The sequence below is a fragment of the Kribbella deserti genome (genome assembly GCF_042434725.1).
GTDB classification, from domain to species: domain Bacteria; phylum Actinomycetota; class Actinomycetes; order Propionibacteriales; family Kribbellaceae; genus Kribbella; species Kribbella deserti.
This window is the reverse complement of sequence record NZ_JBHLTC010000023.1, coordinates 150,204-166,664: the sequence shown is the minus strand read 5'-3', so window position 1 is coordinate 166,664 and position 16,461 is coordinate 150,204. Positions and strand designations below refer to the sequence as shown.

General features: G+C 67.7%; 7 protein-coding genes. 3 read left to right on the top strand and 4 right to left on the bottom strand.

The features are described from left to right. Positions 1-30: 30 nt before the first annotated feature. Entirely contained in the window at positions 31-525 is a 495-nt protein-coding gene (locus tag ACFFGN_RS19725) for an SRPBCC family protein (RefSeq protein WP_380049639.1), read from the bottom strand. A gap of 167 nt (positions 526-692) precedes the next feature. On the opposite strand from ACFFGN_RS19725, the gene ACFFGN_RS19720 reads away from it, so the two are divergent. Together ACFFGN_RS19720 and ACFFGN_RS19715 are read left to right on the top strand one after the other, a co-directional pair. Further along, positions 693-1,385 (top strand): SDR family NAD(P)-dependent oxidoreductase, encoded by a 693-nt coding sequence (locus ACFFGN_RS19720; protein ID WP_380049637.1) that lies wholly within the window; start codon positions 693-695, stop codon positions 1,383-1,385. Between the two features lie 26 nt (positions 1,386-1,411). Then, positions 1,412-2,035 (top strand): methyltransferase, encoded by a 624-nt coding sequence (locus ACFFGN_RS19715; protein WP_380049635.1) that lies wholly within the window; start codon positions 1,412-1,414, stop codon positions 2,033-2,035. Between the two features lie 58 nt (positions 2,036-2,093). Here the strand turns inward: ACFFGN_RS19715 and ACFFGN_RS19710 are convergent, their stop codons facing one another. Beyond that, positions 2,094-3,245: a GTP-binding protein gene (locus tag ACFFGN_RS19710; protein ID WP_380049633.1), complete on the bottom strand. Its 1,152-nt coding sequence runs from the start codon at positions 3,243-3,245 to the stop codon at positions 2,094-2,096. 283 nt (positions 3,246-3,528) lie between these two features. Here ACFFGN_RS19710 and ACFFGN_RS19705 point away from each other — a divergent pair, with 283 nt between their 5' ends. Further along, positions 3,529-6,513 carry an AfsR/SARP family transcriptional regulator gene (locus tag ACFFGN_RS19705; RefSeq protein WP_380049631.1) on the top strand — a complete coding sequence of 995 codons (2,985 nt, stop codon included), beginning with the start codon at positions 3,529-3,531 and terminating at the stop codon, positions 6,511-6,513. A 19-nt stretch (positions 6,514-6,532) separates the two neighbouring features. Here ACFFGN_RS19705 and ACFFGN_RS19700 read toward each other — a convergent pair whose 3' ends face one another. Both ACFFGN_RS19700 and ACFFGN_RS19695 read right to left on the bottom strand, forming a co-directional pair. Beyond that, a complete protein-coding gene (locus tag ACFFGN_RS19700; RefSeq protein WP_380049629.1) occupies positions 6,533-12,343 on the bottom strand; it encodes an RHS repeat domain-containing protein in 5,811 nt (1,936 codons plus the stop codon). 2 nt (positions 12,344-12,345) lie between these two features. After that, positions 12,346-16,350 carry a LamG-like jellyroll fold domain-containing protein gene (locus ACFFGN_RS19695; protein WP_380049627.1) on the bottom strand — a complete coding sequence of 1,335 codons (4,005 nt, stop codon included), beginning with the start codon at positions 16,348-16,350 and terminating at the stop codon, positions 12,346-12,348. Positions 16,351-16,461 lie beyond the last annotated feature (111 nt).

The following is a 16,461-nucleotide window of genomic DNA, read 5'->3' as shown; positions in this document are numbered from 1 at the left end:
GAGATGTGCACGAACTTCCGACTCAGGACACTAGGCGACCGATTCCATCCGCGCGCCGATCACCTCGACGTCATCGGCGATCTCATTGGGCAGACCCGTACCGGTGGTGATGAGTTTGCGCAGACTGTGCCCGACGTAGAACGTCCATGATTTGTGGCAAATGTCGTAACACTCGAACTCCGGAAGAAGCCCGACATGGGTGAACCGCAGTTCGGTCCGGCCGCCGCTGGTGGTGGTGGAGATTTCGAACCGGACCTCGGTACCAGCCCATTCGTCCTGGCCCGTCTCGAAGGAGAACGTGTTCTCGAGGACCCGCCAGACCACCAGCCGCTCCGGAACGACCTCGCTGACCCGAATCCGGCTGTGATGAACCACCGGTACGTCGTACTCGAACTCGTCCCCCACCATCGCCGTACCCCCGGTGATGTTCTTCGACCACCAGCCACGAACATCGACCACGGCAGCGAACACCTCCCGCGCCGACTGGTCGAACTCCTGAACGATGCTGGCGCCCTGCTCGATCATGCTCCACCTCTCCACTCGAAGTCGCCCGGCAATCCGACCGCGCAACCATTGGTTGCACGCCAACGTACCCGCCAGCCTCGCTTCGCGCAACCATCGGTTGCGTCACTGGCGGCTACTGTGACCCGGCCGCCGGGATACTCCTGGCAAGGGACAAAGGAGGCAGCGGGATGACGAAGGTCGCCGTGGTCACGGGCGCCGCCGGAGGTATCGGCGCCGCGATCGTGGGAAGCCTGCAACGTGACGGCTGGCGCGTCGCAGGCCTGGATCTGCGGCCATCGCCGGCCGATCTCGATCTGGTCGTCGACCTGGCTGACGCCGACGCACTCCGACGGGCGCTCGACACCGTCGCCGCCGAACTGGGATCCCCGACAGGCTTGGTCAATGGCGCCGGGCTCTACCAGGCGGTGGACCTCCTGCAGACGACGCCCGAGTACGTCGACGCGGTTCTCGCCGTCAACGTCGCAGCGCCGATCTACCTGTGCCGCGGCCTCATCAAGCGCTGCCTGGACGCCGATCAGCCCGCGTCGATCGTGAACATCGCCTCGATCGTCGGTCACACCGGCAGCGACGATCCCGCGTACGGCGCGTCCAAGGGCGCTCTGTTCAGCCTGACCAAGGGCCTCGCGAAAGCCTACGGCGCAGCGGGAATCCGGGTGAACGCGGTCGCTCCCGGCGTGATCGAGCCAACGCCGATGGCGGCGACCATCCCCGAGCACAGGCGCAGGCGCCACCTCGACGCCATCCCGGAGCAGCGATTCGGACGTCCGGAGGAAGTGGCCGAGGCCGTCGCGTACTTGATGTCTTCTCGGTCGGCCTACATCAACGGCGCGATCCTCGACGTCAACGGCGGCCTGCACTGACCGAACGAGTCGGTACGGTTTGCGGCATGGACTGGTCGAACTGGCATGAGAAGTACGACGTACCTGGGTCGCCGTTGGCGCGAAGGTTACGGGCCGTTCAGGCGCAGGTCCGGGACGCCCTGAACCGAAGCCCGGCCGGTCCACTGCACGTCGTGAGCCTCTGCGCCGGTCAGGGTCGCGACCTGCTGCAGGTACTGACCGACCACCCGCGCGGCAGCGACGTACGCGCGAGGCTGGTCGAGTTGGACCCGCGGAACACCGCCTACGCGGAAGAGTTTGCCCAGAGCAACGGGTTGGACCAGGTGGAGGTCTTGACCGCCGACGCGTCGCTGGCGGATCACTATCGCAACCTCGTACCGGCGGATCTTGTGCTGGTCTGCGGGGTGTTCGGCAACATCTCCGACGAGGACATCGAGCGCACGATCGACGCCTGCCGCCAACTGTGCAAGTCAGGCGGCACCGTCATCTGGACGCGGCACCGCGGCGAGCCCGACCTCGTGCCACTGATCTGCGAGTGGTTCGAGAACCGCGGCTTCGAGCGGCACTGGCTATCGGAACCAGACGCGGGCTACGGCGTCGGCGTACACCGCTTCACCTCCGAACCGCAGCCCTTCGAACCAGGCACCCGCCTGTTCACCTTCACTCGCTAAGCGGTGTCGCAGCAACTCAGCGGACTCGATAGCGGGCGGCCAACGGACTGCCGGGGATCTACCGCACGCCAGCTGGTTGGTACGCGTGGTGGTGATCGTGGTCGAGCTCGTCCAGTTCCCAGCTCGGCAGTGGATCATCGAACGACGCCCAGCCGGACGGCCCGAGGGCGAGCTCGTCATCGGTGAGCAGGGCCGGCTCCAAGCGGCGACGCGGCTCATCCCGATCGAGGTCGACGCCGATGAATACGAGTTCCTGGTGAGGTGTCTCGTCCTCCGCGGTCAACCGCTGACCGGGTTCGATGGTGAGGTTCGGCCCTGCTTGTGACCACACGGCCAGTACGTCGGAGCGGCTCGCGATCCAGCAGAACCCCTTGCTGCGCAGCACTCCCTGCCAATCCTCCAAGGCCTCCAGCAGGCGCGCCGGATGGAAGGGACGCTCGGCCCGGAAGGTGACCGACCGGATGCCGTACTCCTCGGTCTCGGGCGTGTGCCCACCTTCCAGTTCGGCAATCCACCCGGGCGCCTGCGCGGCCATTACCGGGTTGTAGCGACGGGTGTCGAGCACCTCGCCCACCGAGACTTCGCCGTACCGCGCGTGCACAAGGCGGGCCGTCGGGTTGAACCGGCGCAGCACGCTTTCGAGTCGGCCAAGCTCCTCGGACGACACCAGGTCTGTTTTGCTGATCACGATGACGTCCGCGAACTCCACCTGATCGACCAGTAGATCCGAGATGCTGCGTTCGTCCTCCGGCACCGGCGCCAACTCGCGCTCGATCAGCCGGTCCCCCGTCGCCAGCTCGCGGAGAAACCCGCTCGCATCGACCACGGTCACCATCGTGTCCAGCCGGGCGGAATCCGACAGGCTGGTGCCGTCCTCGAACTCCCACTCGAACGTCGCCGCGACCGGCATGGGCTCGGAGATGCCGGTCGACTCGATCAGGATGGAGTCGAACCTGCCATCGGCGGCCAGCTCCGCAACGCTCGCCAGCAGGTCCTCGCGCAAGGTGCAGCAGATGCAGCCGTTGGTCAGCTCAACCAGCCGCTCCTCGGTCCGATCGAGCCGGCCCTGACCGGCGACCAGGGCGGCGTCGATGTTCACCTCGCTCATGTCGTTCACGATCACGGCGACGCGTCGGCCTTCGCGGTTGGCGAGCACGTGATTCAGCAGGGTGGTCTTGCCCGCACCCAGGAATCCAGACAGCACCGTCACCGGAACCGGCTCCCCCCGCTCACCGCTCACAGCCGGAAACGCAGGCAAACCTGGCTCACGCGACATCGGTACCGCTCCTCTACAAAATTCGGACATGACAATCGTTTCCAATAATAAGGGATGCATAGCTTCCTGATAGGCAGTGGGTGGCGGGCCGGTGGGCGGCGGGTGGGCGGCGGGTGGGCGGCGTTGGCAGGTGGGCGGCGTTGGGTTGGTGGCCGGGATCGGGCAGTGGTGAGATCGGCAGCGACGGTGGGACCGGCCAGCTGTTACCGTCCGCGGCATGCCGTCTTCCCCCGCCCGGATCCGGCTGCTCGGCCCCGTCGCGATCACCGGCGACGCTGACCCCGTCCGGATCGCCGCGCCCAAGCTCGCCTGCGTGCTCGCCATCCTGGCGGTGCGCCCCGGCACACCCGTCGCGCGCACCGACCTGATCGATCGCGTGTGGGACGGCGATCCGCCGGACGCCGTGCTGAGCGTGCTCTACTCGTACGTCGCGCGCCTGCGGACCGCCCTGAAACCGGTGCCCGGCGCGGCGATTCGGCGCGCCGGTTCGCACGGGTACGTACTGGACGTCGAGCCGGAGATCGTGGACCTGCACGCCATCCGCGCCCTTCGCGGCGAGGCGGAGACGCTGAACACCTCGGGACGTACGCACGAAGCCCTCGAAGTGTGGCGCCGCGCGTGCGAACTGGCCGGCGGTGAGGCTCTTGCGGGAATCGGCGGGCGATGGGCCGACGAGACCCGAGCCGCTCTCGCCGCCGAACGCGTCGAGTTGCTGACCGGCCGCTACACCGCCGAACTGGACGCCGGCAACCACGCCGCGGTTCTCGGCGACCTGGCGGCGCTCAACGACGCCGAACCACTGGCCGAGCCGGTCGCGGAACTACTGATGCTCGCGTACTACCGCTGCGGACGCCCCGCGGACGCGCTTGCCCGTTTCGAGACGATCCGGGTGCGACTGCGCGACGAACTTGGCGCCGACCCGTCCAAGCGGCTGCGCGACCTGCACCTGCAGATCCTCGACCAGGACCCGGCGCTGGAACCGTCGAACGCATCGACCGCCGCGCCGATCCAGCTGCCCTCGGACACCAGCGGATTCACCGGCCGCGCCGCGGAGCTGAAGGCCCTGGACCAGCTCGCCGATCCGGTGTCCGCCGTACCACTCGCCGTCGTCGTCGGGCCGGGCGGCGCCGGCAAGACCGCGTTGGCCGTGCACTGGGGGCATACCAGTGCGGAACGGTTCCCGGGCGGTGTGCTGTACGTGAACCTGCGCGGCTACGACAAGGACGACATGGTGGCACCGCGCGAAGCACTCGGGCGACTGCTACTGGCCCTTGGGCGATCGGGCAAGTCGGTACCGGAGGACGTCGAAGCTGCCGCTGAGCTGTTCCGGACCGCCACGGCCGATCGTGGCGTGCTGGTGATCCTGGACAACGCGCGCAACGCCGAACAGGTACGGCCGCTGCTACCCGGGCCGGGCTGCTTCACGATCGTGACGAGCCGCGATCGACTGACCGGACTCGTCGCGCTGAACGACGCGCGGCCCGTACAAATCGGCATGCTCGAACCGGAGGACGCCGTCGAGTTGCTGGGCCGGATCCTGGGTGCTGAGCGAGTGGCGGCCGAAGCGGCCGCTGCGGAGAGACTCGCGGATCTGTGTGGGCACCTACCGCTCGCCTTACGCATCGCGGCCGCGCACGCTGCCGGTGATCCGAACGGCCGGGTCGCGGACCACGTCGAGGAGCTGGAGCGGCGGGACCGGCTGGAGGTATTGGCCGTCGACGGGGATTCCGCGGCGGCCGTGACCTCGAACCTGGAGTTCTCCTACCGGGTGCTCGATGAGGACGCGCGGAGATTGTTCTGCCAACTGGGCACCCTGCCTGGTGAGGACTTCGCGGAGGACATGCTCGCGGCGGTATCGGGGCTGTCCGAGAGCGAGGCGATCCGGGCGGTGCGCAGGCTCGTCGCGGCGCATCTTGTCGAGCAGTACCGCAGCCGCCGGTACCGGATGCACGACCTAGTACGGCTGTACGCGGCGCGTCAGGCCAAGTCGGCGCTGAGCGATACCGAGCGTGCGGAGATCATCGACAAGTTCATCTCGTGGCACTACGAGCAGCACCCCGCGGACTCGACGCCGGAGGAGACCAACCTCTTCATCGCCTGCGAGACGCTCCGCTCGCATCCGGCGATGTGGCAACTGGTCCGCCGCTTGATGACGGCCATTAATGGCGGCCGGTTTCTCGCTCGGGTCGCCGACGCGATCGAGGCCGGGCGGCGGGTTGCCGAAGAGCACGAGGACGCGCGCGGCGTCTTCCATATGGTGAACATGCAGGGCGCTTGGCTACGAGCGCGAGGCGACATCGCCGAGGGGATCGAAGTCGGCCGGCACAGTCTCGAACTCGCCGCGGACCTTGGTGACTTCGAGATGCTGCTCGCCAAGGGAAATCAAGGACTTCGTTTCATGGAGGCCACCGATTACGCGGCAGCCGCCGAGATGCTCACCGATGCCGTCGAGCTCGCGGCGCGGGCCGGCAAATCGTTCAACCAGGCCAACTTCGCGTCTTCGCTCGCAATGATGCTCATCCGGCTGGGCCGTGCCGCGGAGGCCGCCGCCCACCTCGACGCAGCTGAAGCGGCAGCCGCCGAGAGCCCTATCTACCGGTTCCAGCTCAAAATCAGGCGTGCCGACATGCTGACCGCCCTCGGCCGGATTCCAGCGGCCTCGGCCATCTTGACGGAAGTGTTCGCCCACGCCGCCGCCGAAGACCCACCGTTCCGGAGCACGTGGTGCCTTTCGCTCGGCGTCGCGCTCATCGACGCCGGCCGCCCCGACCAGGCGTGTGAGGCGCTCCGCGGTCTCATCGATGCCGTGCGCGCCCAGCCCGATACAGTCCATGGATCGCCGCCCCTGTGCTACTACGCCGAGGCGCTGAACCTGCTCGGGGACCATCGCGGCGCCATCGAGCACATCGCCGAAGCGGACCGCCGCTGGCACCCGAGGCCGCCCTACGCGACACCCATGATGGACCTCGTACTCGCCCAGGCCCACAACGGGTTGGGCGAGTACGAGATCGCGGCCCGGCGTGCCCTCGATGCGGCGAACGCGTACGCGGCGATGCCCTGGCCGGCGCGCCACGAGCTGGCGCTGCTCACCTTGGCCGACGCCCACGCGGGCCTCGGTGACACCGAGGCGGCGCGTGCGCGGCAAGCCGAAGCAGACCAGATCGCGGCTCCGATCAACCGGCTGCACCGGGGACGGGACTGAACGTCCCGCCCCCGCACAGTCAGTCCTTCCAGCCCAGCACTTCTAGGGCATCGTCGAGCGTCACCGCCTCGTTGTCCTCACGGAAGACCGACACACACACGATGACGTCGGGCACACAGGTACCGACTCCAGCACCGGAGTTCGCACCCACCGACCAATCACCGGCATCCGACCTGGATCCGCTCACGCCAACGGAAACGAACTCCCCAAGACCGACGTCGATGCTCGCACCCCAACCACCTCCTGCGATGCTGCCGGCGTCATTGGCCGAGGTGACGTAGGGGCCAACATTGAAACTGCCGCCAACAGAGTTGGAGCCGCCCACCTGCTGCCCTCTGGAGACGACGAGCCCGTCGTCCCTGGTGTAGGTGACACAGGCACTGTTCGACTCCGACAAGAAGACGGCTCCGACCAAGGCCGAACACCAGCCGACACCGCCGGGCGCTTGGTCCTTCTGAGACTCGACGCACTGCTCGTACGCGGCGGTCATGAACAGTCCGCACATCATCTGGGCGTTGGTCTCCGCCACGGAATCGGAGTAGTCCCACAGCCAGTCGTCCCACTTGCGTTCGCGCGGCATACCGTTTTTTCCACCGGGATTCCGGCCGCCAACTCGTCCTTGGTCACGGTCGTTGCGATCGTACGGGTCCGGAATGGGGACCGGCAGCCTCGGCGGCTGCGCTTCGTTGCGGGGACCCCTCCGCCCCGCCGCGTCCCGGCCAATACCCGCCGCCGCCGAGTTGCCCGGCCGCTTCGGACCCTTGGTGTGATGGGAGCTCTTCGATGCCTTCTTCGGCCTCTTGATCGGTGTCGGCGGCTTCGGCGGCCGCGGCGCCTTCCGCACACTCCTCAGTCCGCTCGGGTCCGACATCGTCACCGGTGAGTTGTTCGCGTACGCGTAGCCATTGATCTGCTGGGGATCCATGAGGTCCATCAGCGGATCCGCCGACATGAACCGACCGGTGACCGCGTCGTACTCGCGAGCGCCGACCGTGGTCAGCTCGACCTCGTCGTTCTGGATACCGCCAACGAATCCGCGGTTGTCCGGCCAGCTCGGCGGGGCCGCGCCCCGGACGTTGCCGAACGGATCGCGCCGCCGGACCGTCGCCGTCAGCGTGTCTCCGTTGACGATCCACTGGTTCGTGCCGTGGTGGTCGCCCGCGAGCCACTGGATGTCGCCGCGGCCGTTGCGTACGCCGACGACGGTCTCGCCGTGCTTGTAGTAACGCGTCGCTTCGACGGCTCCCGTCGCCTTCGTATAGGTCAGTTCGTAGCCCGCGACCCAGGCCTTCAGATCGCCGTTCGTGTCGACCCGCAGCAGGCGCCGGCCGTCGGCGTTGTCGATGAACTTCGCCGTGCCCTCGTTCGACTTGATCGTCTCCAGCCGGCCCGTGGGGTTCCAGTTCAGTACGTCCACCTGGCCACCACGATCAATGCCAGTGGTGAAACCGGCCTTGTCGTAGCTGAACGCGGTCGCGGCACCGCCGGTCGAGGTGACACCGGTCAGCTCGTGCGGACCGGCCTCGGCCGCCTGGCTGTACGCGTAGGTCTTCTGTACCGAACCGGTCGGCGTCCACTTGGTCTCGGCCTTCCGGTTGCCCACTGCGTCGTACTCGTACGACGACCCGTACGCGCCCGGCCCGCCGACGGTACGGGTCGACGGCTCGGCAGCACAGGCCGCCGACGCACCCGCCTGCGCCCACGCATCCGTGAGCCGCTGCAGGTAGTCGTACTGGAAACACTGCGTTTCCGGAGCGAGCTGGTCCGAGGTGTGCACGGGGTTGTCCACGATGGACCGCACGTTGCCCGAGTTGTCGTACCGGTACGACAACGCCGCGATTCCGTAGTTGTTCCCGTCAAAGCCCCCGGCGGTGTCCTTGTCGAAGTAGAACTCCGAGAGCCTGCGAGTGCCCTCCTCGTAGATCCACGTCTGCCACGTCTGTCCCGAGGTCCCACCGACATCAGCGGGATCACCGAGCCTGCGCTGCAGCAATTGCCCGTACGGCGAGTAGACCGCTTCGTCCACGTAAACCTTGCCGAAGCCGAAGTCGTCCCCCCACGCCGTGACGCGTCCGGGCCGGCCCAACGAGTCGTACGACTGGGTCAAGACCTCCTCGTTGAGACCACCCACGCCCTTCGCGCCGTACGTGCGCAGCGAACCGTCCTCGTTGTACGTGAACGCCTCCCAGTACGAGCCGGCCAGCGGTCCCGCGGCCTGCGGCAAGTGCGTGTACACCTGCTTCGGCCGGCCTTCGGGCGTGTACTTGCGCGTCTCCGTCGTCCACGCCTGCCCGTCGACCCACCGGGTCGCCGTGAACGGCATCCCGATCCCGAACTCCGCCTGGTCGTAGGCGCGATCGATCAGGGTGGTCGCTGCGGAGAGCACCTTCGTGGGCCGGCCCAGTACGTCGTACTTGTAGGTCAGGGTCTCGTTGTTGGCGTTGGTGGTCGCCGTGATCTGCCCGGCCGGGTTGTACGCCGTCCTCGACGTCCCGGTGTCCGGGTCGTGCAGGGCGGTACGACGGCCACGCAGGTCGTACTCGTAGGTCCACTTGTTGAGCGCGGGGTCGGTGACCTGACGCAGTTGACCGTTGCCGGCATACGAGTACTTCGTGGAGTCGAAGGCCCCCGTCGCACCCCGGTCGCGGTACTGCCGGAGCTCTACCGTGCGGCCCAGCGCGTCCGCCAAGGTGGACTTGCTCGTGCCACCCTCGGGCGGGATGACGGTGGTCTTCCAGTTCGTGGCGTCGCCGCCGAAGCGGTACGACGTACGCCACTTCTCCTGGTCCTTGACGACGAACACCTCGTCGGTGACCCGGCCGGCGCCGTCGTAGACGAACTCGGTCCGGGCCAGGTCGTTCGACCTGCTGATCCGCACGAGACTGCCGTTCGGACCGGACGCGTTGTTGAACACCGGGCCCGAGCTGTACCGCGCCCGCCCGTACGAGTCGTAGACGGTCTGCGTGATCAGGCGGCCGCCGTTGGTCTGGGCCTGGGTCTGGCGTTCCCGCATCAGGCCGTCGTACAACGCGATGCTGGTGAGGTACGAGCCGTCGTGCATCATCCGCTCGGTCTTCACCGTCGTCGGAGCGTGCTGCGAGACGGCATAGCTGAACTTCTGGCTGGCACTCTCCGTCGCCGGATCCCGGCCGGGCAGCCAGACCGCGCTCCGCCGGCCGAACGGATCATAGGCGGCGACCGTACGGCGAGCGTTCGGATCCACCGTCTCGGTGGTGGTTCCCCAGGCGGGCGCCAACTTGGCCGTGGTGGCGTGCCCCAGCGCGTTGGTGGTAACGGTCGATGTGACCGGGCCACCGCCCGCGGGCGTATATGCGGTTGTCGTCTTGTTGCCGAGGGCATCTGTCGCGACGAGCTGACGGCCGAGAGCGTCGAACGTGGACGTTCCGATCGTCTTGTACACCGCGCCGCCGTTCCAGCTCTCCAGCGCGTCGGACCGGGTCATCAGCCCTCTGGTCGGCGCGGCGGTGAGCGAGGTGCTGCCGTCGTAGAACGCCCGCACCGACCCGACCACATCGGCCGGCCGATTCACCGTGGCTGCCGTACAGCCGACTGATACCGACTCCACCGAGGACACGGATTCCAGCAGCCACGCCGTGGTGTTGTCCACGTAGGTGGTCCGCACGCAGCGCTCGTCACCGCTCTTGCTGACGTCACCTTGGTAGTCCACCCGCACCTCACGCCCGCGGTCATCGTGAACGGTCTCGGTCCGGGTCGTGCGCCAGACCGAAGGCGCCAGCGACGTGCGTACGTCGGTCCGGCGCTCCCCGGTCAGCCATGCCTCGATCGAGCCGCCCTCGTAACTGCGCTTCGCGGTCCGCGACGTCCAGTACCAGGTCGTCTCCGCGCCGATCAGCGTGGTGTCGTCGAACGACGCCGACTCCCACTCGGAGCCCGCGAGCGCGCGATGATCCGGCGCGGTGTTGCCGGCCGCGTCGGTCAGCGTGACCGAGCGCTTCGCGCCGTTGGGCAGCCTGTCGCCGTCCAGGCCCCGGTAGTACCGGGCCCGCGATCGCTCCTGCGATCCGCGGTCCGCCGGGTCACCCGTCAGCGTGACGACCTGCGCGTAACCACGCCACTGGTTCCAGTCGCGGTCCTTCTTCTGCACGAACTCGGCGTCGTTCCAGGCCCACAGCGCGTTCGTGCCGCCCCCGTCGGTGGAGTACTCGTAGAACTTCCACACCGTGTCGCCGCCACCGGTCGCGTCGGACTCGGCGATCGAGCGTACGACGTACTTGTGGAAGTAGACGTCGACGGGCTCGGTCAGGCCTTCCGGCGTGTAGCGCGCGGGGAAGCAGCGCCGGTTGTTCTGATGCGCGCTGCCAGGCATGTTCCCGCGCGCACAGTCGGGCTCGGTGTAGTTGATCGTGGTGACGCCGCCGGACTCGTTCTTGATCGAGGTCAGCCGCGGCCGCCAGATCCCCGGGAACGACTCCCCCGTGTCGACCCGGTTGGGCAGGAACGTGCCACCGAACTCCACGGCGGGCGTGGAAGCCGTACCGCCGACGTGACCGGTGTGCTTGATCGACGCCAGCCACAGCACGACCTGTTCCTTGTCCCCGTAGTCCTTGAATGCGTGCTTCAGGGTCCAGGAGTCGACGGCTGCGTATCCGTTGCTGGAGGCAACATAGGTGGTGACGCCGGTCAGCCGCTTCGCGGAGAAGAAGGCCGGTGTGTACCGCTCACACTTGGTTCCGGCCTTGCAGGTCAGATTCCACGGGGTGTCCGGCCATTTCGCCTTCTTCGGGTCACCGCTGGTCTCGCGGCAGTCCGACAGGCAGCGATCGGACATCGTGAACTCGACCTTGGCCGTCTTCACCGTGCTCTCGTTCGAGCGCAGACCGTACTCGATGGTCTTGAGCCAGCCGTCCCGGATGTACGTCGCCTGGGTGTCCGAATCGACGGCCGGCGCGTACCGGCCCGTCGCCGTCTCATAGGTGTAGCGGGCCAGGTTGCCGTGCACGTCGACGGACTTGTCCAGCACCCACCGGTAGGCCTGGTCGCAACGAGACCCCTTGAAGTCACCGGATTTGTGGCAGGTCTCGCCGGAGTGGTTGCCGAACACCGGCATCGTCCAGCGGGACGCGGCGACGGAACCGAAGTAGTGCCTGGTCCCGTCCGTGGTCGTGATCGTCCACTGTTCGGTGGTCGCGCCGCTTGCCGTGGCCCGCGAACCGGCGTGCTGGATGCGCCAGTCCAGGTCGTCCGCGGCCTTCCACTGACCGGTGGTGTCGTCGAGTACCAGCGAGGTACTGACACCGTCGAGGGTGACCGTCATCGAAGGCGAATCGCCTTCCCAGCAACGATCGCCGGTCGGGTTGCTGCCTTGGTTCCCACCCTTGTCGTCGGAGCAGGCCACGTAGGTCCGCTCGATGAAGCTCGGCGCGTAGGACCAGCCGTCGCCCACGATGGACGCCTGGTTGTTCGACCCCGACGTCCGTCCGTCATGTTCGGCGGACGAGTAGGACAGGCCGAGCGACGGCACCGGGCCGACGGCGGGTGGCACTCGCATGTCGTAGGAGTAGGAGAACGCGCCGGACGAACCGCCCTGTGACCAGGACCCGGCCGCGGCCAGGTCCGTGGCCGACCAGTTGCCGTCATCGGCGGTACCGGCCGCGTCGGCGGCCTCGCCGGACCAGTCGGCGGCGGCGTCCCGGAAGGCGGAGTCCGCGCCCGCGACGCCTTCGACCGGCGTGGACGAGTACGCCTGCGGATTGCGCTCGAAACCGGCGTGCGCCGAAGACGAGAGCACTAACAGGGACAGCACCAGCGAGGTGGCGACGGCCCCGGCTTTGAGCTTGAGATTTCGCATTGTCAGGCCACCATCTCGTTCGTGCCGTACATGTTCTTGATGGCTCGGGGCGACACCGCGTTGTGCCAGACCACGACGTCGTCCACCCGTCCCTTCAGGTGGTGGAAGGGTGCACCGGTAGTCGTGTCGCCGGCACCGATCACGAGCGGCCCCGCGGCTTTCCACGGGACATCCGGGCCGATGCTGGTTCCGGCGAGCTCGCCGTTGACGTACAGCCGCATCATCTTGGTTCGCAGGTCGAAGCTGCCGACAACGAAGTACCAGGTGCCCACGGTGGGAGCCGGGCCTCCGCTGGCCCAACGGCCCGGAGCATCGGCGGTGTCCTGCGAACCCATGCCGAACTCGAACCGCTGGTAGGTGGTGCTGAACCGCAGCCGGAGACCGGTCGCGTTCGCACCTGCTGCCGACACGATGGTCTGGTGCGTGTCCAGCGCATCGAGTCGCACCCAGCCGCCGACGGTGAACGACTCGTCGGTGGCAACGACCGGCGTGGCTGTCGCCGCATAGTTCGTGCCGTCCAGCTCGAGCGCGCTGTCCGGGTTGTCCCAGAAGCCGTCGTTGAAACGGGGCGCGCCGGCGAAGGTGAGATCACGGCCCTTTCCGGACTCGTCGACCCCGGTCTCCTCCAGCCCCCACCAGGACGCCAGCTCGGCGGGCGGAGAGATCTTCAGCGAAGTCACGGGCTTGATGCCGCGCCAGACCTCCACATCGTGGATCAGGCCCTTGAAGAAGTCGTGCCGGCCTTGGCCCTTGTCGCTGCAGCCGATCGTCAGCGGGCCGTCGGCGCGACCGGGAACTCCCCGTGCCAAGACCGCACCCTTGCGGCCATCGACGCTGACGATCCACCTGCCGGCGCCCTCGTACTGCACCTCCACGTACTGCCAGCCGGCCTTGGGCGGGATGTATGTTCCCGCGCTCATCGGGGTCATGGACACGGTGCCGAAGTGGGACAGTGCGCCCACCTCCCAGTGGCCGTCGGCCGTGATCCTCATCAGGAAGCCGTCGCCCGCGGCGTCGGCCTGGGAGAACAGCACCTGGCGTCCGCCCTTCACCTGGACGGGCTTCACCCAGGCACCGATACCGAACGGCTCGTCCGCCGGCACGATCGGCGTACTCGTGGTGGCGCAGGTCTGACCGTCGAGCACGAGGGAGCCGTCGGGACGGCCGAACGGGTCGAAGCCCTGTTCGGCCGAGGCCGGCAAGGTCAGGTCGCGGCCGAAGCTGCTGGCGTCCGTGCCGTCGCCACGCAGGTCCCAGTGGGCGATCTCGCCGTGCGGAAGCACCGCGCCGTACTTGATCTCGGTGGCGGTCAGCAGGCCCTGCCAAACCCCGACCTGCTCCACCGCGCCTCTGAAGGTGTGCGCGGCCCCGCCGGACGCGGTCGGAAGGCAGCCGAGACTGAAGAAGCTGGTCGCGTTCCACGGTGTGAAGCTCACCGCGAGCTCCCCGGCCAGAACGCCGTTGAGGTAGATGCGCGACAGTCCGGCGTCGGGGTCGTAGGTCGCGACGATACGCAGCCACTTGCCCAGCGCGACCGGGTTCGGGACGCTGATGCTCTTCCAGCCGTACGTGTCGCCGGGGGCGTCCACCAGCGAGAAGGACCAGGTGTTGTTCGCCCCGTTGTGCTGGATCTGGTACATCGAGTGGCTCAGGTTCCCCTGCGCCAGAACCTTCGAGTAACCAGTGCCGTTCGTGGCGTCCATGCGGACCGACAGTGCGACCGAGAACGCCGCGTCGGTCCGGATCGCCGTGGGCGCCTTGAGGCAGTCGTTGCCGTCGAACTCGACCGCGACGTTGGCCGGGTCGCCCGGGTCGGCGACGAAGGCGGGATCGCTGGTGAGCACGCTCAGGTTCTTGCCGTGATCGGTGTCGTCGGTCAAGTCGCCACCGAGCCGCCATGCGCCCATCGGCGTCTTCGGAATGTTGCGGCCCGCGAAGAACGTGAACACCTTCTGCTTCGACTTGTTGCCCGCGTTGTCGACCGCCCGGACGTAGAGCACCTGGCGCCCCGCGGTGACGGCCGGCCGCTTGATCGTCGTCGTACCGGTCGAGGCGATCGACTGGTCGAACGTGTCCGTGGTCCACGAGTACTCGAAGCGGTTCAGGCCTGAGCGGGAACCGTTGACCAGCGGATCACTCGCCGAAACCGTCACGCTCACGGTCGTTCCTTCGGTGACGGCCCCCGTCGGTCCGGTCACCTCCGGCACGGTGGGCGTGGTGGCGTCCACCCGGAAGTAGCAGTAGTTCGTGTAGCCCGAGTTCACCGCTTCGCTCTGGCGCGAGTCACTGCGCGCCTGCCACTTGTACGGTCCGTCGGGCAGCGCCGTCGTGCTCTTTCTCGATTGCGTCGACGCGGCGACCGGATTCGGCGTGCGGTAGTAGAAGAAGTTGCTCTCCGAAGCCACCTTGCGCACCCGGAACCGCCAGAACACCGACTCCGACTCCGACGTGCGCACGCGGGCGGAGAAGGTCGGGTAGCGCTCGTTGATCCACGGCGAACCGGATTCGGTCGGGTCGCAGCCCGCGCCGTCGACCTTCAGCCGGTCCGGGTGCGGCGGATAGATGTAGTACGTCACGTGCAGCTTCACCGTCGACGTCTTGATCCGGCGCCATGCGTCCCTCGAGTCCTCGTTGGACGACCGCAGGCCGAAAGTGATCGAGGCGTCCTTGTGGGAAGCCGCCGACTGCACCCGCTTCTTGATGTTGGCGCCGTCGAACTTCACCCACTCGTCCGACTTGCCGGAACACCCGGTGGTGTTCGACGAGGGCACGGACTTCGACTGCAGCGGAGCGCCGTACCACCAGTTGATGCCGTTCCAGGAAGTCCCGTTCGAGATCTCGCCGGTGCGCCACAGTTGCAGCCCCTGGTCCCCGCAACCGCCCGTGTGGGTCTGGAGCATGTTGACGCTCGCCGAGTCGATGTACTTGCCCTTGAGCTTGCCGATGTCGAGCTTGATCGCCGACCGCCACAGGCCACAGCCGTCCCCGCAGGTGCTCCACGTGTCGCGGCCGACGCGCATACCGCCGGAACGCGGCCAGCTGGTGTCACCGGTCCAGCCCTTGGTCGGACGGCCCTGGAACACGTTCGCCCACGCCTTGCGCGTCGACGTGAACGGCGGATCGATGTAGAGCGGGAACTTCAGATTCGGATCGGCCAGCATGGTCGCGTCCGGAATCATGGTGAGACCCGTCGCGGTCCGCCGTACGTCGACTTCGGCCATTCGCCCAGCGGTCGCCGTACGCTTGGCGGTGGCGGTGCCGGCGGTCGACGAATCCCACATGATGCCCTGGCCCGCCTCGAACACGACGTCACCGTCGGCGTTCAGCACCTCGATGCGACCGGACTCGGCGTCTTCGGAGACGGTCAGCCCGACCGTTGTGATGCCGACACGAATCGTGGCCAGCTCCGGGTTGTTCGCCGCGTCCTGCGTTTTCACGACGAGCACCCAGGAGAAACCGACCGCCTCGGCCTGTACGGCCAGATCCACGTCCGGCAGCACGTTCGGGAACGTCGCCACCGAGCCGCTGATCACCGGCTTGGGCAACGGGCCCTTCGGCCAGGTCAGCGAAAGTACGCCGCCGTCCGGGTCGGTCGCGGTCACAAACGGAGCGGTACCACCGGCACCGGTCTCCACCCGGATCACCGTCGCGGCCGTCTGGGCGGAACCATCCGGCCGGGCGACCAGGGCCGGATCGATATCGACCCAGGCGCCGTCGGCGTTCTGGACCCAGTACGGCTCGACGGCGATCTGGGTGTCGAGCATGCCCGCGGGCGTCGCGAACGCCTGCCGGTCGATGCCGCGTAAAGACAGCACTTCCACGTTGACGCCACACGCGAGCGCGAGCTTGTACGCCTCGAACTCGTCCGCGGCGGACGGGTCGCCGGTGAAAGTGGGGCACGCGGGCAGCGGCAGTTCGCCGTCCGGCGGCTCATCCGCCTGCGCGGCGACGGTGCCGGCGGCCAGGAGAGCCAGTGCCGTGAGCACAGTGGTGATCAAACGAGTCAACGAAAGCCATCGCGCAGGGCGTTGCGGCGGCCGATCGAGCATAGGAGCCTCACAGGTGGGCAAGCGGTGAATACGCACCGAAGCTGCGCCGTGGCGGACACCACGGCGGCC

Excerpts from the sequence above, each read along its gene's own strand:
- ACFFGN_RS19715 (WP_380049635.1), top strand. The coding sequence starts at position 1,412 with ATGGACTGGTCGAACTGGCATGAGAAGTACGACGTACCTGGGTCGCCG.
- ACFFGN_RS19700 (WP_380049629.1), bottom strand. The coding sequence starts at position 12,343 with ATGCGAAATCTCAAGCTCAAAGCCGGGGCCGTCGCCACCTCGCTGGTG.
- ACFFGN_RS19720 (WP_380049637.1), top strand. The coding sequence starts at position 693 with ATGACGAAGGTCGCCGTGGTCACGGGCGCCGCCGGAGGTATCGGCGCC.
- ACFFGN_RS19725 (WP_380049639.1), bottom strand. The coding sequence starts at position 525 with ATGATCGAGCAGGGCGCCAGCATCGTTCAGGAGTTCGACCAGTCGGCG.
- ACFFGN_RS19705 (WP_380049631.1), top strand. The coding sequence starts at position 3,529 with ATGCCGTCTTCCCCCGCCCGGATCCGGCTGCTCGGCCCCGTCGCGATC.